The sequence below is a fragment of the Aromatoleum evansii genome (genome assembly GCF_012910805.1).
GTDB classification, from domain to species: domain Bacteria; phylum Pseudomonadota; class Gammaproteobacteria; order Burkholderiales; family Rhodocyclaceae; genus Aromatoleum; species Aromatoleum evansii.
Genome location: NZ_WTVK01000003.1, coordinates 16,074 through 37,929 on the forward strand (window position 1 = coordinate 16,074; position 21,856 = coordinate 37,929).

23 protein-coding genes are annotated in these 21,856 nt (G+C 66.3%); 9 read left to right on the top strand and 14 right to left on the bottom strand.

The features are described 5' to 3' along the window. Positions 1-72: 72 nt before the first annotated feature. Positions 73-1,326: a lysophospholipid transporter LplT gene (gene lplT, locus GO615_RS01960; RefSeq protein ID WP_169125368.1), complete on the top strand. Its 1,254-nt coding sequence runs from the start codon at positions 73-75 to the stop codon at positions 1,324-1,326. A gap of 39 nt (positions 1,327-1,365) precedes the next feature. Here lplT and GO615_RS01965 read toward each other — a convergent pair whose 3' ends face one another. The 4 genes from GO615_RS01965 to GO615_RS01980 form a co-directional block, all read right to left on the bottom strand. Then, positions 1,366-2,247 (bottom strand): uracil-DNA glycosylase, encoded by an 882-nt coding sequence (locus tag GO615_RS01965; protein WP_169125491.1) that lies wholly within the window; start codon positions 2,245-2,247, stop codon positions 1,366-1,368. A 32-nt stretch (positions 2,248-2,279) separates the two neighbouring features. After that, a complete protein-coding gene (gene rimI, locus GO615_RS01970) occupies positions 2,280-2,705 on the bottom strand; it encodes a ribosomal protein S18-alanine N-acetyltransferase (protein ID WP_169125492.1) in 426 nt (141 codons plus the stop codon). Positions 2,706-2,728: 23 nt separating this feature from the next. Beyond that, positions 2,729-3,421, bottom strand: coding sequence for a tRNA (adenosine(37)-N6)-threonylcarbamoyltransferase complex dimerization subunit type 1 TsaB (gene tsaB, locus GO615_RS01975; protein ID WP_169125369.1), 693 nt, complete (start codon positions 3,419-3,421; stop codon positions 2,729-2,731). Between the two features lie 84 nt (positions 3,422-3,505). Then, a complete protein-coding gene (locus GO615_RS01980) occupies positions 3,506-3,793 on the bottom strand; it encodes a hypothetical protein (protein ID WP_169125370.1) in 288 nt (95 codons plus the stop codon). A 305-nt stretch (positions 3,794-4,098) separates the two neighbouring features. Here GO615_RS01980 and ompR point away from each other — a divergent pair, with 305 nt between their 5' ends. The 6 genes from ompR to GO615_RS02010 are packed head-to-tail and all read left to right on the top strand — an operon-like array spanning position 4,099 to position 8,280. Next, positions 4,099-4,836 carry an osmolarity response regulator transcription factor OmpR gene (ompR, locus tag GO615_RS01985; RefSeq protein WP_169125371.1) on the top strand — a complete coding sequence of 246 codons (738 nt, stop codon included), beginning with the start codon at positions 4,099-4,101 and terminating at the stop codon, positions 4,834-4,836. Positions 4,837-4,876: 40 nt separating this feature from the next. Next, the gene (locus tag GO615_RS01990; RefSeq protein WP_339380078.1) at positions 4,877-6,262 is read left to right on the top strand and encodes an ATP-binding protein; all 1,386 of its coding nucleotides are present in this window, start codon (positions 4,877-4,879) and stop codon (positions 6,260-6,262) included. A gap of 41 nt (positions 6,263-6,303) precedes the next feature. Then, the gene (locus tag GO615_RS01995; protein ID WP_169125372.1) at positions 6,304-6,912 is read left to right on the top strand and encodes a septation protein A; all 609 of its coding nucleotides are present in this window, start codon (positions 6,304-6,306) and stop codon (positions 6,910-6,912) included. Next, positions 6,912-7,211 (top strand): YciI family protein, encoded by a 300-nt coding sequence (locus GO615_RS02000; RefSeq protein WP_169125373.1) that lies wholly within the window; start codon positions 6,912-6,914, stop codon positions 7,209-7,211. Before GO615_RS01995 ends, GO615_RS02000 begins: the two co-directional genes overlap by 1 nt. Beyond that, a complete protein-coding gene (locus tag GO615_RS02005; protein WP_169125374.1) occupies positions 7,208-7,498 on the top strand; it encodes a BolA/IbaG family iron-sulfur metabolism protein in 291 nt (96 codons plus the stop codon). The genes GO615_RS02000 and GO615_RS02005 overlap by 4 nt, the downstream gene beginning before the upstream one ends. Next, entirely contained in the window at positions 7,498-8,280 is a 783-nt protein-coding gene (locus tag GO615_RS02010; RefSeq protein ID WP_169125375.1) for a peptidylprolyl isomerase, read from the top strand. The genes GO615_RS02005 and GO615_RS02010 overlap by 1 nt, the downstream gene beginning before the upstream one ends. Before the next feature lie 114 nt (positions 8,281-8,394). Here the strand turns inward: GO615_RS02010 and GO615_RS02015 are convergent, their stop codons facing one another. The 3 genes from GO615_RS02015 to GO615_RS02025 form a co-directional block, all read right to left on the bottom strand. Continuing rightward, positions 8,395-10,191: an acyl-CoA dehydrogenase gene (locus GO615_RS02015; RefSeq protein WP_169125376.1), complete on the bottom strand. Its 1,797-nt coding sequence runs from the start codon at positions 10,189-10,191 to the stop codon at positions 8,395-8,397. A gap of 86 nt (positions 10,192-10,277) precedes the next feature. After that, positions 10,278-11,210 carry an electron transfer flavoprotein subunit alpha/FixB family protein gene (locus GO615_RS02020; protein ID WP_169125377.1) on the bottom strand — a complete coding sequence of 311 codons (933 nt, stop codon included), beginning with the start codon at positions 11,208-11,210 and terminating at the stop codon, positions 10,278-10,280. Positions 11,211-11,212: 2 nt separating this feature from the next. Beyond that, positions 11,213-11,962, bottom strand: a complete 750-nt coding sequence (locus GO615_RS02025) for an electron transfer flavoprotein subunit beta/FixA family protein (RefSeq protein ID WP_169125378.1) — start codon at positions 11,960-11,962, stop codon at positions 11,213-11,215. Between the two features lie 184 nt (positions 11,963-12,146). On the opposite strand from GO615_RS02025, the gene GO615_RS02030 reads away from it, so the two are divergent. Further along, on the top strand, positions 12,147-12,758 hold the full coding sequence (locus GO615_RS02030) for a TetR/AcrR family transcriptional regulator (RefSeq protein ID WP_169125379.1): 612 nt from the start codon (positions 12,147-12,149) through the stop codon (positions 12,756-12,758). A gap of 51 nt (positions 12,759-12,809) precedes the next feature. On the opposite strand, the gene GO615_RS02035 is transcribed toward GO615_RS02030, so the two are convergent. The 7 genes from GO615_RS02035 to ppx form a co-directional block, all read right to left on the bottom strand. Next, on the bottom strand, positions 12,810-13,580 hold the full coding sequence (locus tag GO615_RS02035) for a TatD family hydrolase (RefSeq protein ID WP_169125380.1): 771 nt from the start codon (positions 13,578-13,580) through the stop codon (positions 12,810-12,812). 94 nt (positions 13,581-13,674) lie between these two features. Further along, entirely contained in the window at positions 13,675-14,478 is an 804-nt protein-coding gene (locus GO615_RS02040) for an enoyl-CoA hydratase (RefSeq protein WP_169125381.1), read from the bottom strand. Positions 14,479-14,574: 96 nt separating this feature from the next. Continuing rightward, positions 14,575-15,156, bottom strand: a complete 582-nt coding sequence (locus GO615_RS02045) for an ABC-type transport auxiliary lipoprotein family protein (RefSeq protein ID WP_169125382.1) — start codon at positions 15,154-15,156, stop codon at positions 14,575-14,577. A gap of 44 nt (positions 15,157-15,200) precedes the next feature. Then, positions 15,201-16,154 (bottom strand): MlaD family protein, encoded by a 954-nt coding sequence (locus GO615_RS02050; protein ID WP_169125383.1) that lies wholly within the window; start codon positions 16,152-16,154, stop codon positions 15,201-15,203. Further along, positions 16,154-16,933: an ABC transporter ATP-binding protein gene (locus tag GO615_RS02055; protein ID WP_169125384.1), complete on the bottom strand. Its 780-nt coding sequence runs from the start codon at positions 16,931-16,933 to the stop codon at positions 16,154-16,156. Before GO615_RS02055 ends, GO615_RS02050 begins: the two co-directional genes overlap by 1 nt. After that, entirely contained in the window at positions 16,930-18,054 is a 1,125-nt protein-coding gene (locus tag GO615_RS02060) for an ABC transporter permease (protein ID WP_169125385.1), read from the bottom strand. Before GO615_RS02060 ends, GO615_RS02055 begins: the two co-directional genes overlap by 4 nt. A gap of 7 nt (positions 18,055-18,061) precedes the next feature. After that, on the bottom strand, positions 18,062-19,570 hold the full coding sequence (gene ppx, locus GO615_RS02065; protein WP_169125386.1) for an exopolyphosphatase: 1,509 nt from the start codon (positions 19,568-19,570) through the stop codon (positions 18,062-18,064). Between the two features lie 191 nt (positions 19,571-19,761). On the opposite strand from ppx, the gene ppk1 reads away from it, so the two are divergent. Next, the gene (gene ppk1, locus GO615_RS02070) at positions 19,762-21,843 is read left to right on the top strand and encodes a polyphosphate kinase 1 (protein WP_169125387.1); all 2,082 of its coding nucleotides are present in this window, start codon (positions 19,762-19,764) and stop codon (positions 21,841-21,843) included. Positions 21,844-21,856 lie beyond the last annotated feature (13 nt).

The window sequence follows — 21,856 nt, forward strand, 5'->3', positions numbered from 1 at the left end:
CCAAATCACAACAAACAGACACATGTCGTGATATAAACCGCGCTTCACCTTCAGACGGCCGTCTCCCACCCGATGCCGCTCGGCTTCTACATCATCATGGCGGCGCAGTTCTTCTCTGCGCTGGCCGACAATGCGCTGCTGATCATCGCCATCGCGCTGCTGCGCGAGATGTCCGCCCCGGCAACGTACGAACCGCTGCTGAAGCTGTTCTTCACCGTCTCCTACGTCGCGCTCGCCGCCTTCGTCGGCGCCTTTGCCGACTCGATGCCCAAGTGGCGGGTGATGTTCATCAGCAACACCATCAAGATCGGCGGCTGCCTCATGCTGCTCCTCGGCGCGCATCCGCTCTTCGCCTACGCCGTCATCGGGCTCGGTGCTGCATCCTACTCCCCGGCCAAGTACGGCATCCTCACCGAATACCTGCCCCACCGCCTGCTCGTCGTCGCCAACGGCTGGATCGAAGGCCTCACCGTCGGCGCCATCATCCTCGGCACGGTCATCGGCGGCGTGCTGATCCGTCCCGACGTCGGCAACTGGATCGCCAATCTCGGCCTGCCGATGGTCAGCGGCAACGCCCTCCAGTCGACCATCGCCATCGTCGGATTGCTCTACCTTGCCGCAGCCGCGTTCAACCTGCGCATCCCCGACACCGGCGTCGACCACAAGCCGCTCAAGAACAACCCGGTCTACCTCGTCCACGATTTCGTGCACTGCATGAAGCTGCTGTGGCGCGACAAACTCGGCCAGATCTCCCTCGCCGTCACCACCCTCTTCTGGGGCGCCGGCGCCACGCTGCAGTTCATCGTGATCAAGTGGGCCGAGCACAACCTCGGCTTCGACCTCTCCAAGGCGTCGATGATGCAGGGCGTCGTCGCCGTCGGCATCGCGCTCGGCTCCGTCCTGGCCGCGCGCATGATCAGCCTGCGCCGCTCCGTCCAGGTCATCCCCCTGGGCATCGCCATGGGCCTGGTAGTGATGGTCATGGTCGTCGTCACCCAGCCCACGCTGGCCATGATCCTGATGGTCGTCGTCGGCTGCCTGGCGGGCTTCTTCGTCGTGCCGATGAACGCCCTGCTCCAGCATCGCGGCCACATCCTCATGGGTGCCGGCCATTCCATCGCCGTGCAGAACTTCAACGAGAACCTCTCCATCCTGATCATGACCGGCCTGTACGCCCTGCTGATCATGTCGGGTCTGTCGATCACCGTGGTCATCGTGATGTTCGGCCTGTTCGTGGCCGGGACGATGTACCTCGTGCTGCGCCGTCACAAGCTCAACCAGCGCGAAGTCGATTCGGTCGCGCTGCTCGAAGACCACAAGCACTGATCGGCACACGGGCCGCCCACGCGGCCCGTCCGGCGCCCGTCAGGGCTGCCCGGCGAGCTCCTGGACCAGGCCGCGCGCAAAGCACAAGTCCTCCCACGCCTTCGCCTTGTCGGCCTGGTTCCGCAACAGGTACGCGGGATGGTAGGTCACGACCACGGGCGTATCGCCGCGCCGGAACACCCGGCCACGCGACGCGCCGATGCTGATCTCGGCATCCAGCAGCGCCAGCGCCGCGGGACGGCCCAGCGCAACCAGCACGCGCGGCCGCACCAGCTCGATCTGGCGCGCGAGATAAGGATGGCAGGTCGCGATCTCGTCGGCCTGCGGGGTGCGGTTGTGCGGCGGCCGGCATTTCACCGCATTCGCGATATACACGTTTTCGCCGCGCTTCAGTCCGATCGCCGCCAGCATCGCATCGAGCAGTTTGCCCGCGGCACCGACGAAGGGTTCGCCGCGCTGGTCCTCCTCCGAACCTGGCCCCTCGCCGACGAACATCCACTCCGCCCCGCGATCGCCCACACCCGGAACGGCCTGCCTGCGCTTCTCGCACAGGCGGCACGCCCCGCAGGCGCGAATGTCGGCCTCGAGCTCGTCCCAATCCATCCGCGCGATGCGACCGGCCCGGGCAGGATCGACCTCCTCGCGTCGTGCCGATGACGATGCCGCAGCGGTCGCCGTCGGGCGCGGAACCGGATCGCGGACGGGAAGCACCACCCTTGCAGGACGCACCTCATGTACCGACGAAGGTGCCGGCGACAGTGCCGCCGATTGCGGCGGTGCGGACCGGGGCGACGCCGCGCTGCCGAGGTCCGGAGCGCTTGCGACCGGCTCCGGCAAGGCCTCGACGGCTTGTGCCACGCCGTCGTCCGCGCGCTCTTCCGCGCCCCCTGCACGCAAGCGCCAGACGGGCGCGAGGCCCATCTCGCGGAGCACGGCATCACGCCGCACGTGCCTCACAGTTCGCGCCTCATCACGATCGCATCCTCGCGCCCGCCTCCGGGCGCCGGGTAATACCCCTTGCGTCGCCCCACCGCGACGAAACCGCGCCCCTCGTACAACGCAAGTGCAGCCGTATTGGAAGGGCGCACCTCGAGAAAGAACTGCGTCGCCCCGCCCTGCTGCGCCACCGCAAACAGGTAGTCGAGCAATTTCCCGCCGATCCCGCCGCGCTGCGCCCCACGCGTCACGCTGATGTTGAGCAGATGCGCCTCATCGATCACCGTCAGCAGCACCGCATAGGCAACGGGACCTCCGCCGTTGTGCATCACCCAGCAGTTGTAGCCGGCGCGCAGGGAATCCGCGAAATTGCCTTCACTCCACGGAAACGCATGCAGCTCGCGCTCGTTCTCGACCACCCACGGCAGATCCTCGTCCGTCATGGGCACGAAAGCGAATCCCGCGGTCACGCCCGCCCTCCGCGCGCAAGGCGCTCGGCGGTCGTCAGCGCAACCTTGTCCCGCACATACAGCGGCGCAGCGACCTCGGCCGCGACCAGCGCCCCGCCTTCCACCATGCGCACCGCCAGCCGCGCAACATCCGCCGCGCGCGGTACCGCATCCCCCTGCAGTGGGGCCAGTCGTTCCAGCAGTTCGCGCGGGATACGGTCGCCGTACGCCGCGAAGGCCGATCCGACTCCGGCCCACCGCCCCCCGGCTGGCAAGGCCAGCATCTCGGGCGGACAGCACGTCGGCGGCGCAAGCATGACCGGGAGTCCGTCGACAATCCGACATGCCGCCGAATACACCTCACCCATGCGCGCATCGGTGGCGACGTAGATTTCATTCCCCGCCCCCTGCAGCGCCAGCGCTTCGAGGCTGCATACCGGCGCGACCCCGAGGTCCGCCCCCATCGCCAGCCCCTGCGCCACGCCGCATGCGAGGCGCAAACCCGTAAAGGCCCCCGGTCCGGCGCCGAACGCCACCGCATCGAGCGAACCCAGCGCAATGCCGGCCTCCGACAGCAGGATCTTCAGGGTGGGCAGCAGGCGTTCGGAATGATTCGAATGCCCTTCCAGGCTTCGTTCCACGGTCTCGCCGTCGAACAACAGGGCGACGCTCGCGTGCTCGCACGAGGTCTCGATCGAGAGGATTTTCATAAGCCGCCCATTTTACCGGCAGCGGCCCATCTGCGCAGCGCCCGTGGCGGGCATGCATGCGACGGGAACCCGGACGAGCTTCGCTCAGCGCTCCATCACGCTGCGCGGGCGATTCGCATCCCGCATCGCCTGGCGCAGCTCCTGGTAGAGCGTCTCGCGCTGCTCGCGCGACAGGCGGCGCGGCTCCTGCGCAGCAGAACGCGAGCTTTCCGGACCACTCACTAGCGCCCGGCGCAACTCGGCGCGCCGCTTGTCGCGCGCGCTCGCGTACCCCGGCGCGGTCACGCTTTCCTTCGCCGAACGCGACGGCGAGCTCTCGCGTGCGAACACCGGGCCGGCACAAAGTGCCGACACAAACACGAGCAGGAGCATGACGCCGCCCGTCATACGACGCAAAGCCCGTCCCCCCGGCAACACGCAGTCGCCGGTGGAGCATGCCGTACAGGAAGTTGAACAGCTTTTTGCCATGATCGCTGCGGGCGGTGTTCGTTGCAGATGCGGACGGTGAAACCATACCTTTATATTGGTATTTACGGCGCGTCCGGACCAAGATTTAGAGGGCAACGTGTAAGGGCGTGTTGCGTATATCCCAAGCCCTTACGAAACGTTACCCGTTCCGCGGAAATCGCCGCGGCGAGCGCTGGCACGCGAAAATGTAACAGGATAGGATTCGCACCATGAACACCAAGATCCGATATCGAGTATTGCTGGTCGACGACGACGCCCGCCTGCGCGAGCTGCTGTCGCGATACCTCCAGGAACAGGGCTTCACCGTGAAGGCCGTCGTGGACGCCGCGTCCATGGATCGTGCCCTGCACCGCGAGCATTACGACGTGATGGTGCTGGACCTGATGCTTCCCGGCGAAGACGGTCTCGCCATCTGCCGCCGCCTGCGGGCCGACCAGAACGCCATCCCCATCATCATGCTCACGGCCAAGGGCGACGACGTCGACCGCATCATCGGCCTGGAGATGGGAGCCGACGACTACCTCGCCAAGCCCTTCAATCCGCGCGAGCTCGTCGCCCGCATCCACGCGGTGATGCGCCGGCAGCCGCCGACGCTGCCCGGAGCGCCGACGATCGAGGATGAGGTCGTCAGGTTCGGCAACGTTCAGGTCAACCTCGGAGTGCGCTCGCTCGTGCGCGACGGCGAGGAGATCTCGCTGACCACCGGCGAGTTCTCCCTGCTGAAGGTCCTGCTCCAGCATCCCCGCCAGCCGCTGTCTCGCGACAAGCTCATGGAACTGGCGCGTGGCCGCGAATACGGTGTATTCGACCGCGCGATCGACGTGCAGGTGAGCCGCCTGCGCAAGCTCGTCGAGGAAGACCCGGCCAAGCCGCGCTACATCCAGACCGTGTGGGGCTTCGGATACGTGTTCGTGCCGGATGAATCGAAGCCTGCCAACGAAGCCTGAGCTGTCCGTGCCGGAAGCGGGGGAGCCTTCGGCTACCCCCGTGAACCAGGAGTCGCGCTTCGCGCGGCTCCTGCCGCGCACGCTCCTATGGCAGACCTTCTTCCTCATCGCCCTGCTCCTCACGCTCGCGCTCGCAACCTGGTCGCAGATCTTCAGCCATTTCGGGGAGCCGGCGCGCGCGCGCAGCCTGGCCCAGATGGTCGCCAGCGTCGTGAACCTGACGCGCGCGGCGCTCATCAATGCCGAGGTGGAACGGCGCACCGAGCTGCTGATAGAGCTGGCCGCACTGGAAGGCATGCGCATCTACCCCGCCGAACCCAGCGACGAACTCGAGCCGCTGCCCGACACGCGCGGCATGCAACTGCTGACCGACGAGGTCCGCCGCCAGCTCGGCACCCACACCCGCTTCGCCTCGCGCTGGAAAGCGCTGGACGGATTCTGGGTGAGCTTCCGCCTCGACCCCGACGACGAGCAGGACTTCTGGCTGATGCTCCCGCCGGAGCGACTGGAACAGACCGGAGCGCTGGAATGGCTCGTGTGGGGCGGCGGCGCGCTCCTCGCCGCACTGATCGGCGCCTACATGATCGTTTCGCGCATCGGCGTCCCGCTGCGCAACCTGGCCCGCTCGGCACGCGTCGTCGGCAGCGGGCGCACCCCGCCACACCTGCCGGAAAGCGGGCCGCTGGAGATTGCCACGGTTGCACGGGCGTTCAACCAGATGGCCGGCGACCTCGCCCGCACCGACGCCGACCGCGCGCTCATCCTCGCCGGCGTTTCACATGACTTGCGCACCCCCCTTGCACGCCTGCGGCTCGGCATAGAGATGTCCGGCGCCCCCGACACCGATGTCCGCGCGATGGTCACCGACGTCGAGGAGATGGATCGCATCATCGGCCAGTTCCTCGATTTCGGCCGCGGCGAGCCGCAGGAACCCCTGCAGCTCGAAGACCTCGCCGGCCTGCTCGCCGACATCGCGGAACCCTACCGGCTGCGCGGCATCAAGGTGCGCCTCGACACGCCGCCCAGCCTTCCGGTACCGGTGCGCGTCCTGCCGCTGCGCCGCGCGGTCCGCAACCTGATGGACAACGCCGTGCGCTATGCCGGCGAGGAAAGTCCCATCAGCCTCATCCTCTCGAGCCGCGGCGACGAAGCCCTGATCGAAGTCGCCGACCGTGGCCCGGGCATTCCCGAGGCGGACATGGATCGCATGCGCCATCCCTTCACGCGCCTCGAGACGGCCCGTTCGAATACCAAGGGTGCTGGCCTCGGCCTCGCCATCGTCGAACGCATCATCGCCTCCCACGAGGGCCGGCTCGAACTGCGCGCCCGCAGCGGCGGCGGTCTGCGCGCCATCATCCACCTGCCGCTCGAAGGCCCCCGGCGCGGCAGAGTACTCGCCGCCGGCAGTGAGGCAGGACGCGAGTAGAGCGAACCGATTGCGGCGCCGACTCGCTATAATCCCCGCGCATGAAGATTCTTTTCGACCTGCTTCCCGTCATCCTCTTCTTTGCCGCCTACAAGTTCGCCGGACACGATCCGGCCGCGGCGCACGATCTCGCCACCCGGGTCCTCGGCGAGGGCATCGAGGCCACACAGGCACCCATCCTCATTGCAACCGCCGTCGCGATCTTCGCCACGATCGGCCAGATCGGCTGGGTATGGTTGCGGCACCGCAAGGTGGACACGATGCTGTGGGTCAGCCTGGCGATCATCGTCGTATTCGGCGGCGCGACGCTGTTCTTCCACAATCCCACCTTCATCAAGTGGAAACCGACCGCGCTGTACTGGCTGTTCGGCATCACGCTCGCGGGTTCGGAGCTGCTGTTCCGCCGCAACCTGATCCGCAAGATGCTCGAAGCGCAGGTGCGCCTGCCCGAGCCGGTGTGGGGGCGCCTCAGCCATGCCTGGGCGGCGTTCTTCATCGGCATGGGCGTGCTCAACCTGTACGTCGCCTACAACTTTTCCGAAGAAGCCTGGGTCAATTTCAAGCTTTTCGGCGGCATGGGCCTGATGCTGCTGTTCGTCCTGGCCCAGGGCCTCTACCTCTCCAAACACATCCAGGAGGAAACCAGCTGATGCTATACGTGCTGACGGGCGAAGACGCCCCGGGCCAACTCGACGCCCGCATGGCGGTGCGCCCCGCACACCTCGCACGCCTCGAAAAGCTCCGTGACGAGGGACGGCTCGTGGTCGCCGGCCCGATGCCCGCAATCGACTCGCCCGACCCCGGCCCGGCCGGCTTCTTCGGCAGCCTGGTGATCGCCGAATTCCCCTCGCAGGCCGACGCCGAAGCCTGGCTCGCGGCAGACCCCTACGTCACGAATGGCGTCTTCGCGCGCACCAGCGTCCGCCCGTACAAGAAGGTCCTGCCGTGACCGTGATCGACGAGATCAGGAACCGGCTCGCGCCGCTGAATCCGCTCTCGATCGAGATCGAGGACGAAAGCGCCCTGCACGCCGGACACGCCGGCGCAAAAGGCGGCGGAGGACACTACCGCATGACGATGGTGTCGGACGCATTTATCGGCAAGAATACGGTTGCACGCCACCGACTCATATACGGCGCGCTGGGCGAGCTGATGCGCACCCGCATCCATGCCCTTGCCATTCGCGCCCTGACGGCCGAAGAGGCCAACACTCAACCCAACAGGAAGGAACTTTGATGATTCGCTTTCCCAGCCGTCTCGCTCTTTGTCTCATGGCCGGCCTGATCGGCCAGGCAGCTTATGCGGCCGGCCCCGCCGCCACGGTGAACGGCACGGCAATTCCCGCTGCGCGCGCGGACGTGATGTTCAACGAGCAGCGTGCGCAGGGCGCACCCGACAACCAGCAACTCCGCGACGCCGTGCGCGAGGAACTGATCCGCCGCGAAGTCCTGGCCCAGGAAGCGGCCAAGAAGGGCATCGACAAGAAGAGCGAAGTGCAGGCCCAGATGGACCTCGCCCGCCAGGCCGTGCTGCTGCGCGCCTACATCCAGGACTACGTGAAGGCCAATCCGATCACCGACGCCGACCTGAAAAAGGAATACGACAGCGTCAAGAGCAAGATGGGCGCCAAGGAATACAAGCCCCGCCACGTCCTGGTCGAGACCGAGGACGAGGCCAAGGCGATCATCGCGAAGCTGAAGGCCGGTGAGAAGTTCGACGCGCTGGCCAAGCAGTCGAAGGATCCGGGCTCCAAGGACAACGGCGGCGACCTCGGCTGGAGCAATCCGGGCATGTTCGTGAAGCCGTTCTCCGATGCCATGGTCAAGCTCGAGAAGGGCAAGTACAGCGACACGCCGGTCAAGAGCGACTTCGGCTACCACGTGATCCAGCTCGACGACGTGCGCGACCTGAAGGCACCCGACTTCGAGGAAGTGAAGCCGCAGCTGGAACAGCGCCTGCAGCAACAGAAGATCGAGAAGCACATCATGGATCTGCGCGCCAAGGCGAAGGTCCAGTAAGTATCCCGAGCTGAAACGCGAAGGGCCGCCCCGAGTGATCGGGGCGGCCCTTTTTTTACATCACTTCAACCCGAAACACGCGAAGGAGGGCTGTAACCCACCTCCGCTGCGTCATCAGAACTGTGCTTCGTCGAGCGCCAGCGCACCCGCGGCGCCATTCACGACCGTGTAGGACAGCGCCTGCGCTTGCGGCAGGACGTGGTCGGCGTAAAAGCGCGAGGTGACGATCTTGGTCTTGTAGAACTCGTCGGTCGAGCCTTCGGCGATGCGCTGCGACGACACCAGCGCGGCACGCGCCATGAGCCAGCCACCGGCAACGATGCCGAGAAGCTTGAGGAAAGGCACCGAACCCACGGAAGCGGCCTTGATGTCCTTGCCGTAGGTCGCAAGCACGTACTCGACCGCTGCTTCCAGCGCGACGATACCGGACTCGAGGGACTTGCGGATCGCCACGAACGCATCGTCGCTGCCGTGCTCGGCGAGTTGCGGGAGCACGCCGCGGATCTCCGCGATCAGGGCCTTGATGGTCACGCCGCCTTCGCGTGCCGTCTTGCGGCCGATAAGGTCGTTAGCCTGGATCGCCGTCGTGCCCTCGTAGATTGTCGTGATGCGCGAATCGCGCAGGTGCTGCGCCGCACCGGTCTCCTCGATGAAGCCCATGCCGCCATGCACCTGCACGCCGGTCGAAGCAATGTCGATCGAATTCTCGGTCGACCAGCCCTTGACGACCGGAATCATGAGGTCGACGAAAGCCTGATTCTCCGCACGCACCGCGGCGTCCGGATCACGGTGCGCCGCGTCGTTCGCCGCAGCCACGACGTAGGCCAGCGCGCGCATGGCCTCGGTCTGCGACTTCATGGACATCAGCATGCGGCGCACATCCGGGTGATGGATGATCGAGACCTTCGGGCCGCCGCGCACGCCCATCTCGGTGCCCTGGACGCGATCCTTGGCATAGGCGAGGGCGTGCTGGTAGGCACGGTCGGCCAGCGCCACGCCTTCCATGCCGACGGCGAAGCGCGCTTCGTTCATCATGATGAACATGTACTCGAGACCGCGATTCTCCTCGCCGACGAGGGTGCCGATGGCGCCGCCGTGGTCGCCGAAGGCGAGTACGCAGGTCGGGCTCGCGTGGATGCCCAGCTTGTGCTCGATCGACACGCAGTGCACGTCGTTGCGCGCACCCGGGGTGCCGTCGGCATTGAGGAGGAACTTCGGCACGACGAAGAGCGAGATGCCCTTCACGCCTTCCGGGGCGTCCGGCAGACGGGCGAGCACGAGGTGGACGATGTTGTCCGTCATGTCGTGTTCGCCGTAGGTGATGAAGATCTTCTGGCCAAAGATCTTGTAGGTGCCGTCAGGCTGCGGTTCGGCGCGCGTACGCACGGCCGCGAGATCCGAACCTGCCTGCGGTTCGGTCAGGTTCATGGTGCCGGTCCATTCGCCGCTCACCATCTTCGGCAGATAGGCTGCCTTCTGTTCGTCGGTGCCGCGCAGCGTGATCGCTTCGATCGCGCCGCTGGTCAGCATCGGGCACAGGGAGAAGGCCATGTTCGAAGCCTTCCACATTTCCATCACTGCGGTCGCGACAAGCTTGGGCAGGCCCTGGCCGCCGAATTCGGGTTCGCACGCGAGCGCGGTCCAGCCGGCTTCGGCAAACTGCTTGTAGGCTTCCTTCCAGCCCGGCGCGGTGCGGACGTCACCGTTGTCCCACTTGGCACCTTCCTGGTCGCCAATCCGGTTCAGGGGCGCTAGGACGCCGCTGGCGAACTTGTTCGCCTCTTCGAGGATCGCGTCCACCAGATCCGCGGACACTTCCTCGCATCCGGGCAATTTTGCGACTTCATCGAGGCCGGCCAGCTCGCGCATGACGAACTGCATGTCGCGGATCGGCGCAGTGTATTGACTCATGTGTTCTTCTCCCGAGACCTGCTTATTGTGAAACTGCGCCCATTCGGGCGCAGTCCTTGTGCAACTTTTTTATATTTCTACAGCATTCAGCCGACAGCTTTGGCGAGCTCCGGCACGACTTCGAACAGATCGCCGACCAAGCCGTAATCCGCCACCTGGAAGATCGGCGCTTCGGGATCCTTGTTGATCGCGACGATCACCTTGGAGTCCTTCATGCCGGCGAGGTGCTGGATCGCGCCCGAGATGCCGACGGCGATATAGAGCTGCGGCGCGACGATCTTGCCGGTCTGGCCGACCTGGTAGTCGTTCGGTACGTAGCCCGCATCGACCGCGGCGCGCGAGGCGCCCAGCGCGGCGCCCAGGGCGTCGGCGAGCGGCTCGAGCAGCTTGTGGTAGTTCTCGCTGTTGCCCAGACCGCGGCCACCCGAGACGATGATCTTGGCGGCGCCGAGTTCCGGGCGTGCGCTCTTGGTGAGCTCGCGCCCCTTGACGCTGGTCAGGCCCAGGTCCGCAGCGGCAGCCACGGCTTCCACCGCCGCGGAACCGCCCTGCCCGGCCGCCTCGAAGGCGGTCGTGCGCACGGTCATCACCTTCACGGCATCCGACGACTTGACGGTGGCCATCGCGTTGCCGGCGTAGATCGGGCGCACGAAGGTGTCGGCCGACTCCACCGCGACGATGTCGGAGATCTGCGCCACGTCGAGCAGCGCCGCCACGCGCGGGGCGACGTTCTTGCCGTTGGCGGTGCTGGGGGCGAGGATGTGGGTGTAGCCCGCAGCATTGGCGACGACCAGCGCGGCGACGTTCTCGGCCGTCTGCGACTCGTAATGGGCGGCGTCGGCGACGCGCACCTTCGCCACGCCTGCAAGCTTCGCCGCCTGTTCGGCAGCCCCGCCGCAGTTGGCGCCGGCGACCAGCACGTGAACCTCGCCACCGAGCTTGGCGGCGGCCGAGATGGTGTTGAGGGTGGCGGCCTTCAGGCTCGCGTTGTCGTGTTCTGCAATAACCAGGATCGCCATGTTCAGATCACCTTCGCTTCGTTCTTGAGCTTGTCGACGAGTTGCGCGACGTCCGCGACGCGCACGCCGGCGCTGCGCTTGGGCGGCTCGGCCACTTTCAGCGTCGTCAGGCGCGGCGCGACATCGACGCCGAGGTCGGCCGGCTTCACGGTCTCCAGCGGCTTCTTCTTCGCCTTCATGATGTTCGGCAGCGTCGCATAGCGCGGCTCGTTGAGGCGCAGGTCGGTGGTGATGACCGCCGGCAGCTTCATCTCGAGGGTCTCGAGACCGCCATCGATCTCGCGCGTCACGTTGGCGACGCCATCGCTGAGCGCAACCTTGGAGGCGAACGTCGCCTGGGGCCAGCCCATCAGCGCGGCCAGCATCTGGCCGGTCTGATTCGAGTCGTCGTCGATCGCCTGCTTGCCGCAGATCACGACCGTCGGCTGCTCCTTGTCGCACAGCGCCTTCAGCAGCTTCGCCACAGCCAGCGGCTGCAGGTCGGCGTCGCTCTCGACCAGGATGCCGCGGTCGGCACCGATCGCCATCGCGGCGCGGATCGTCTCCTGGCAGGCCGCGACACCGCAGCTCACCGCCACGACCTCGGTCGCAACGCCGGCTTCCTTCAGCCGCACGGCTTCCTCGACGGCGATCTCGTCGAAGGGGTTCATGGACATCTTCACGTTCGCGATATCGACGCCCGTGCCGTCAGCCTTGACTCGCACCTTGACGTTGTAATCGACTACGCGTTTGACGGGTACCAGGATCTTCAATGCCGCGCTCCTTTGCGTGTTAGGTCGGTCGAAATTGTGGAAAGGGAATCATGTTACCGCCACCAGACCAAAAATACGCCGTTGCGATGAACACTTGACCGCCGACCGAAAAAATCGTTCCATACGCATGGGTATGGAGTGCATACGGTACCGTATGGTCAGACTTTAGTCAATACTAGGTAGTATGGAAAACAAGCCTCTAAAACCGCGCGTCCAGCTCGACCGCAATGCATGGGTAAGCGCCGCCACCGAGGTCCTCGCCGAAGAGGGCATCGCCGGACTTCGCGTGGAAGTGCTCGCAAAACGCCTGAAGGTCACGAAAGGCAGCTTCTACTGGCACTTTCAGGATCGTCGGGATTTGCTGCTGGCCGTCCTCCAGGTGTGGAAGGACGGGCGGATCCGCGACATCGTCAAGCAGACGCGCGCCCAGCCCGGCCGGGAGCTGGAGCAGATTTACCACGTCATCGATGTTTATAGCACGAGCCGCAGCCGGCGCGGAGCCGCGATCGAGCTCGCGGTACGCGACTGGGCGCGCCGCGACGCCGACGCGGCGGCGATCGTCGCCGAAGTTGACGACATCCGGCTGCGCTGTGCTCGCGATCTGTTCCTCGCGTGCGGGGTGCCGATGGAGGAAGCGTCGAGCCGTTGCATGCTGCTCTACGCCTATGTGTTCGGAATCTCGCTGATGATCTACGACAAGTTCGACAGCGACGTGACACGCCTGAAACGCGATATCGCAGAGCTCATCGCGCAGTCGGCAAGCATGAAGCGCAAGGCTGCCGCGACCAGCGACTGAGAAACCCGGACGCCGCGGCTCGCGGGCTGCTCATTTTGACCAGCCCTCAGCTCAGCCGCGCGCCAGCGCGGGGAGGACGGCGCAGGCGTTGCGTCCCGTGGCCTCGGCGATTTCGGCAACGGACAGGCCGCGCAATCCGGCCAGCACCTCGGCAAAGCGACGCAGATCGGCCGGCTCGTTGCGCCCTCCCTGCGCCCAGGCGGGGGGGATGTCCGGCGCATCCGTTTCGAGCACGATCGAATCCAATGGCAGCGTCGCCGCGAGGTTGCGGATTCGGCGCGAGCCGTCGAAGGTCATCGCCCCGCCGAACCCGAGCCTGAAACCCAACGCGATGAAGGCATCGGCCTGCTGGCGACTGCCGTTGAAGGCGTGGGCGATGCCACCAGGCACCTCGATCCGGCGCAGATGCTTGAGAATGTCGTCGACCGCGCGCCTGACATGCAGGATGACGGGAAGCCCGAAGCGGCGGGCGAGCTTGAGCTGTTCGACGAAGTACTGCTCCTGCGTGGCGCGGTCGAAATTCTCCGCGTAGAAATCGAGGCCGATCTCCCCGACCGCCACGGCCCGCCCATTTGCGAGGCGCTCCTGCAGGACGTCGAGATCGTCCGTGCAGGCGCCAGCGACATACAGCGGATGAATGCCGAACGCATGGACGATGTCGCCATGCGCATCCGACAGGGCCGCGACCTTGTCGAAGTTGGCAACCTCGACCCCCGGCACGACGAAGCGCCCCACTCCGGCCGCACGCGCTGCGGCGATCACCGCTTCGCGGTCGGGATCGAACTCCGCCGCGTCGAGGTGGATGTGGGTGTCGATGAGCATTGCGGCATACCAAGGCGTCGGCGGGAGAGCGAGCGCCGCTTGGCGGGATGCGCTGCGCTACTCCCGCCCTACGGGAACGCGGTTCGGCATGATTTCAGCGCCCGCGCCACTCCGGCTTGCGCTTGGCGATGAAGGCGTCGATGCCCTCGGCGGCGTCCTCGCTCATCATGTTGCACGCCATCGTCTCAGCTGCCATCTGGTACGCGGCCTCCATGCCCATCTCGAGCTGACGGTAGAACATCTGCTTGCCCATCTGGATCGCGAGCGGGGACTTGGCGCAGATCGCGGCGGCGAGCTTCGCGACCTCGGCATCGAGCGCCTCGAGCGGCACGACGCGGTTCACCAGCCCGCGGCGCTGCGCTTCCGCTGCGTCGATGAAGTCGCCCGTGACGAGCATCTCGAAGGCTTCCTTGCGCCCCATGTTGCGCGACAGGCCGACGCTGGGGGTTGCGCAGAAGAGGCCGACGTTGATGCCCGACACGGCGAAGCGCGCGACGTCAGCGGCAACGGCGAGGTCGCACATCGACACCAGCTGGCAACCGGCCGCGGTCGCAATGCCGTGGACACGGGCGATGACGGGCTGCGGCAGTTCGGTGAGCTTGACCATGAACTTGCCGCACAGGCGGAAGAGGTCCTGCTGGAACTGCAGCGTGTGGTTGCCGCGCATCTCCTTCAGGTCGTGCCCGGCGCAGAAGGCCTTGCCCTCGCCCGCCAGAACGACCACGCGCACGCTCGCGTCCTTCGCGATCGCGTCGATCTCGGCGATCAGGGCTTCGAGCATCGCCTGCGAGAGGGAGTTGAACTGGCCGGGCCGGTTCAGCGTCAGGTAAGCAACGCCGCCCTCGTCTCGGCGCAGCAGCAGCGGTGCGTTGTCGGATTGCTGAGGCAGTGCGCTCATCGTCATCTCTCCCGTGATCTTTGTGTGTAATGAACTGCTTATTTTGCCCGATCCTGCCGTCGAACGGAGGATGTGCGCAGCCCGGGCCACGGTGGGCTAGCGACGGCACGCCCCCGCTGCGGGACCGCCCATCCAGCGGGCGATTTCGTTCGTCAGCCGGTCGCCCGCCTTGCGGAATGCCGTGACACCCCCCTTCGCGTCGGCGCTCGATGCCGGCTCGCGCAGCTCGAAGCTCATCCGGGCGAACCCATTTTCACCGCGCGACGGCAACAGTTCAGCGCGCGCACTGATGACCGCTGCACTCGATTCGGGGGCGTCGAAGGCCTGGCTGAATTCGTCGATTTCAAGGCGCAAGCGGCAACCACCGCCCGTGGAAGACGGTGAGGACAGCGCCTGAAGCAGCCGCCGCTCCAGCATTTCGGCAGGCGGGGCGGCCCATCGGCTTTCGGCAAACACCTGGCGTTGCGCGGGCTGACGGTACTCCAGCCGGTACTGCATCGCCGCCGTCGCGAGCCAGGACGGGGCACGGACTTCGATTTTCGCCGGCAGGACGGCAGGCATCGGGGAAACGCTTTCGGCCAAGCCCAGATCATAGATGGCAGGCACGGCCTGCCGTTGCGGCAGACCGCCGCATGCACCCAGCGCAAGACCCGCGCAGAGCACGGCGAGGATCCTCACTCCGCGCTTCCAGCCTCGAGATGTCATGAGAGTTCCGTGAAGATTCATCGGGCCGGGGACGCCTTGGCATTGAATCCGGTCTCACCGGGGCCGGCTGCGACGGGCGCGCGACCGAGCAACAGCATTTGCGGCGTGGCGTCGACTTCCTCGACGAGATGCCCGATGCGCTGCGAGGTTCCCTTCAGTTCCTCGAGCAGCGCGTTGAGTTGCGGCAGGGTTTCTTCGGCCACACGCTCGCCGGTAACTGTGGTCGCGGCATCCACGCGCTCGGCGAGCCCGTTCAACTTCGCCATCAGGACCTTGAGCTCGCCGATGGCCGGACCGGCATCGACACTCGCGCGCTCGAGGTTCTGCAGGGTGTTCGAGAGCCGCGCGAGATTCTCCTGGTTGAGCACGGCGCGGATCGATGCCAGCGTCTTCGGCGCGTCGGCGAGCGTCCGGTCGGCCCCGGCCGCTGCGGATTCGAGTTTCTGCAGCGTGTTTCCGATCCGCCGGATGTTCTCGTCGGTAACCAGCTCGCCGAGCTTGTCTGCCACCAGTCGGAGCCTGCGCGCGGCGTCGAGGGTGGTGTCGGTGAGTTGCTCCATCGTCCCCGGTTCCATCTTGAGCCGCGGTGGTTCTTCGCCCTCCCCCACCAGTGGTTCCGGATTCTCGCCACGGTCGTTGAGCTGGACGTAGGCGAGCCCTGTGACGCCTTGGTAGGCGAGACTGGCGCGCGTGCCTTTCGTCAGCGGAATGTCGCTGCGCAGGCGGATATGGACGAGGATCTTGCGCGGATCCTCGGGGTCGATGGCGATGTCGGACACCTTTCCGGCGGCCATGCCGCGATAGCGCACCCGTGCCTCGAGGTTCAGGCCCGTGACGGTGCCGGCGGACTCGAGGATGTAGGTGCGCTGCGAATCGCCGTCGTCCGAGAACCACCACAGAGAGGCGAGCAGCGCGGCGCCGAGAACGATGGCGAAGAGTCCCGCCGCGAGGGCGTGTGCGCGATTTTCCATCAGCGCGCTCCTCCGCTCCGGACACCTGCGCGCAGGCCGAAGGGTTTGCGGAAGAAGCCGTCGACAAAGGGGTGGTCCAGTTCCATTGTTTCCTCGAGCGAGGCGCAGCTCACGATGCACCGATCCGAGAGTATGGCGATTTTCGTCGCCAACGCGGCGAGCGTATCGACGTCGTGGGTCACAAGCACGACGGTAAGTCCGAGTTGGCGCTGCAGGCTGAGAACGAGTTCAACGAAAGCCATGCTGCGGTCCGGATCCAGGCCCGCCGTCGGTTCGTCGAGCAGCAGCAGTTCGGGCTCGAGCGCGAGGGCCCGCGCGAGGGCAACGCGCTTGACCATGCCGCCCGAGAGCTCCGCGGGCATCAGCAGCGCGGTCGCCGGTTCGAGTTCGACCAGCGAGAGCTTCAGGGCAACTAGGTTGGCGATCTCGGCGTCGGTTGCGAGGCGCAGTTCCCGCAACGGGAAGCCGATGTTTTCGGCAACGTTCATCGCGGAAAACAGCGCACCGTGCTGGAACAGTACGCCGAAACGGCGCCGCCGCATGCGCTGCTCGCGGACGCTCCCGGAAAACAGCGGCGCACCGAACACCGACACCTCCCCCGCGGCCGGCCGCGTGAGGCCGATGATGTGGCGCAGCAGGGTGGTCTTGCCGCTGCCGGAACCGCCGACCAAGGCGACGACTTCGCCGCGCTGCACGGTCAGGTCGAGGCCGTCATGCACCAGAGTGGCGCCGAAGCGCGTGACGATGCCACGCAATTCGATCACCGGCTTCGCGTTCATCGCGGCACCCCGATCGAGCGTGTGGCGATCGCGAACAGCGCGTCGATCAGGATCACGACGGTGATCGACGAAACGACCGAGGCAGTGGTGTTGGACGACAGGCTTTCGGTGTTGGGGCTGACGCGCAGGCCGAAATGGCAGGCCACGAGGGCGATCATCAGCCCGAACACGGCCCCCTTGGCGAAACCGATCACGAGGTTCGCGAGCGGCACGACCTGGGGCAGCCGCTCGACGAAGAAGGCCATGCCGAGATCGAGCTGCAGCCACGCCGACAGCATGCCCCCGAGCAGCGCGACCGATGAGGTCCACAAGACCAGCAAGGGCATCGCCAGGGTCAGTGCGATGACCTTGGGCAGGACGAGGCGGATGGTGCGCGAGATCCCCATCGCCGAGAGGGCGTCGATCTCCTCGGTGACGCGCATCACGCCGAGCTGCGCAGTCATCGCGGAACCCGAACGGCCGGCCACCAGCACCGACACCAGCACCGGCCCGAGCTCGCGAATGATGCCGAGCCCCAGGATATTGACGATGAAGATGTCCGCACCGAAGGCGCGCAGCTGCAGCGCCGAAAGATAGGACATGACGACGCCGATGAGGAAGCCCACGAGTGCCGCCACCGGCATCGCCTTGAAGCCGGCCTTGTACACGTTGGCAGAGATCTCGCGCAGGGGCCATTCCGCCGGATGGCGCAGCAGGTAAGCGAGATCGAGGCACAATTGGCCGAGCAGGCGGGTGAAGTCGAGCGCGTGATCGCGGAACGAGAGCAGCGTGCTGCCGAGGACGATGACGGCGTCGACGAGGTTGAAGCGCGGCACCCGCGGCAGCGGCGACTCCGCGCTGGCTGCCACACGGTCGATGATCGCGCGCAGGTTCTCCGGGATCTCGATGCGTTCGGGCCAGCGCTTGTCCCACGCGTGCCACATCAGCGCGGCGCCGAAGCTGTCGAGGCGCGAGATGCCGTTCAGTGACCAGGCCACATCGTCGCGCCTGCCCGCCAGCTGTTGGCGGAAGGTGCTCAGTCGTTGGGCAAGCGCGCGCAGCGTCCAGTCGCCCTGCAGGCGCACCAGGCCGCGTGTGCCGGGCACCGTCGCCGCGTCGGTGGCGATCTCGGGGCTGCGCATTCAGTCCTCAGGCGGCGAGCGTGCGGCCTGTGTGCGTGTGCAGGACAAGGCTGCGCCCGACGGAGAACCATTGCCGCTGCTCCTCGTCGATCGCCGCCGCGGTAAGCGGCAACTGCTTGAGCCAGCCCTCCTTCGCCGTCACGATGAACCCGCGACCGTCGCGCCGGAGCTGGATCGGCGGTACGCCGCGGCCGTCGCGCGCACGGTGGATGACGGCCGCAAGGCGCAGGCAGAGGATCAGCAGCCAGTCGGGGCTGTCGGGATCGAGCGCCGCCACGCGCTCGAGCTTGCCGCGATGCGCAAGCACGAGGCGCGCGAGCCGACCCTGGTCCATGCGCGAGAACCCGGGCATGTCCGCGTTCGCAAGGATGTAGGCGCTGTGCTTGTGATAGCTCGAATGCGCCACCGATATGCCGATCTCGTGCAGCAGGGCCGCCCAGCGCAGGTAACGCAGGTCGGGATGCGCACCCTCACCATGGACGCTTTCGGGAACGAGCCCCGCGAAGAGGTGGGCCGCGGTGTTCGCGACCTCGTCGGCCTGGCGGCGATCCACCCCGTAACGCGCGACGAATGCCGACACCGTGGCGTCGCGAAGGTCGTGGTGGTGATAGCGCCCGAGAAGGTCGTACAGCACGCCCAGACGCAGCGCCCCTTCCGAGAACACCATGCGCTCGACGCCGAATTCCTTGAACACTGCCGACATGATCGCGAAGCCGCCGAGCAGGACCGGCAGGCGGTCGCCCTTGAGGCCGGCGAGCTGCAGGCGGTCGAGGCTGCCCGCGCGCAGCAGGATGGCTTTCAAACGCTCCATGCCCTCGCGCGTGATGCCGCCGTCGGACAAGCCGTTCTGCTCGAGGATCTCGACCAGCGCCTTGGCCGAACCGCTCGACCCCACGGCCACTTCCCAGCCGACTTCGCGGTACGCGTGGGCGATTGCCTGCAGCTCGCGGCTGGCAGCCATCTCTGCGTCCTTCAGCCCGCGCTTGTCGATCTTTCCGTCCGGGAAGTACTGCAGGCTGTAGCTGACGCAGCCCATGTACAGGGATTCGAGCAGGATGGGCTCGAAGCTCTTGCCGATGATGAATTCGGTGGAGCCGCCGCCGATGTCCACGACGAGTTGCTGCCGGTGCGGGTCGGGCAGCGTGTGGGCGACGCCGACGTAGATGAGCCGGGCTTCCTCGCGGCCGGCGATGACTTCGATCGGCACGCCCAGCGCGGCCTCGGCCTGCACCAGGAAACCCGGCGCATTCTTCGCCACGCGCAGGGTGTTCGTCGCCACCGCACGCACGGAATCGGCGTCGAAACCACGCAGGCGCTCGTTGAAGCGCTGCAGCGCGGCCAGGCCGCGCTGCTGGGCCGCAGCATCGAGAATCTTGTTGGACGACAGGCCCGCCGCGAGGCGCACCGCTTCCTTGAGCCCGTCGAGCGGATAGATCTGGTCGTTGACGATCCTTCCGACCTGTAGCCGGAAACTGTTGGATCCGAGATCGATCGCGGCGATCAGCTCTTGCATCATGGGTAGGGGCGAAGGCGACGGCTACAAAGCAAGGGGGCATTCTATCACCGCACACGGGAGTCGCCCGGCACAGGCGTTCGCTGCGACCTCGGCCGCCACGCGGCGATTCATGCTGATCGCACTGCGTCATGATTTGGCAACGCAAATGTCACATAATCGTGCAATCACTTCCGCGCACAAGATCCGCAACAATGCACAGGCCCGCCCGTCAGCAACAATTCCCCACCGACCACTTCATCAACCGCGAATTGTCGCTCCTGCAATTCCAGCGCAGGGTGCTGGCGCAGGCGGCGGACAAGACGGTGCCGCTGCTCGAACGGCTGCGCTTCCTGTGCATCGTGTCGAGCAACCTCGACGAGTTCTTCGAGATTCGCGTGTCGGGGATCAAGGAGCAGATCCGGCTGGGCAGCCGTACCCCGGGCACCGACGGTCTGCTGCCGAACGAGCTGCTCGACCGCGTGAGCCAGGAAGTCCATGCGCTGATCGCCGAGCAATACGCCCTGCTGAACGACGACATCCTGCCGGCGCTGGAGGCTCAGGGCATCGTGTTCCTGCGCCGCAGCCTGTGGAGCGAGGCGCAGGGGGCATGGGTGCGCGACTATTTCATGCGCGAAGTGATGCCCGTGCTCACGCCCATCGGACTGGACCAGGCGCATCCGTTCCCGCGCGTATTGAACAAGAGCCTGAATTTCGCCGTCGAGCTGGAAGGCCTCGACGCCTTCGGCCGCGACTCGGGCGCGGCGATCGTGCAGGCGCCGCGTGCGCTGCCCCGCGTGATCCGCCTGCCCTCGGAGATTTGCGAGCATGAGTACAGCTTCGTGTTCCTGTCCTCCGTCCTGCACCGCCACGTCGGCGAGCTGTTCTCCGGCATGCACGTCAACGGCTGCTACCAGTTCCGCGTGACGCGCAACTCGGACCTCTTCGTCGATGAGGAAGAAGTGAAGGATCTGCGCGCCTCGCTGAAGGGCGAACTGCAGCAGCGCCATTTCGGCGATGCGGTGCGGCTGGAAGTGGCGGACAACTGCTCGGAAGAGATGGCCGCCTTCCTGCTGCAGCATTTTCGTCTCACGCCGAAGGAGCTGTACCGCACGCCGGGGATCGTGAACCTGGTGCGCCTGATGCAGGTGCCGGACTGGGTGAACCGTCCGGACCTGAACTACCCGCCCTTCCTGCCACGCCTGCCCAAGGCGCTGGAACAGCGCGTCGAGATCTTCGATGCGATCCGGCGCCAGGACATTCTGCTGCACCATCCGTTCCAGAGCTTCAGCCCCGTCATCGAGCTGCTGCGGGCGGCGGCGGACGATCCGCAGGTGCTCGCGATCAAGATGACGGTGTACCGCACGGGCACCGACTCGGTGCTGATGGACCATCTCGTGCGCGCCGCCCAGAAGGGCAAGGAAGTGACGGTGGTGCTGGAACTGCGCGCCCGCTTCGACGAGGAGGCCAACATCACCTGGGCGAACAAGCTCGAGGAAGTGGGCGCCCACGTCGTATACGGCGTGTTCGGCTACAAGACCCACGCTAAGCTGCTGATGCTGGTGCGGCGGGAGGACGGGGCGCTGCGCCGCTACGTGCATCTGGGCACCGGCAATTACCACCCGCGCACGACGCGCTTCTACACCGATTTCGGGCTCCTCACCTGCAACGAGGAGATCGGCCAGGACGTCGCCGAGGTCTTCAAGCAGCTGACCGGCCTGGGTCAGGCATCCACCCTGAAGCATCTGTGGCAGGCGCCATTTTCCCTGCAACGCAACGTGGTCGAAGCGATCAAGGCCGAAGCGGAGATCGCGCGCCAGGGCGGACGCGCACAGATCATGGCGAAGATGAACGCGCTGCTCGAACCGGAAACGATCGAGGCGCTCTACGCGGCGTCGCAGGCCGGCGTCGAAGTCGACCTCATCGTGCGCGGTCCGTGCGCGCTGCGACCTGGCGTTGCGGGCCTTTCGGACAACATCCGCGTGCGCTCCATCGTCGGGCGCTTCCTGGAACACCACCGCATCTTCTATTTCCGCGCGGGCGGCGAGGACAAGGTCTATCTGTCCAGCGCGGACTGGATGGACCGCAACTTCTTCGGCCGCATCGAGATCGCCTTCCCCGTGCTCGACCCGCGCCTCAAGCGCCGCGTGATCAAGGAGGGGCTGCGCGCCTACCTGGGCGACAACTGCCAGGCGTGGGAAATGCTGGAAGATGGCCGCTACCGGCACAAGACGCCGCGCGGCGTACATCGCGCGGCACAGACCATCCTGCTGGCCGAGCTCGCAAAGGGCGACTGAAGGCCGGCGAGGG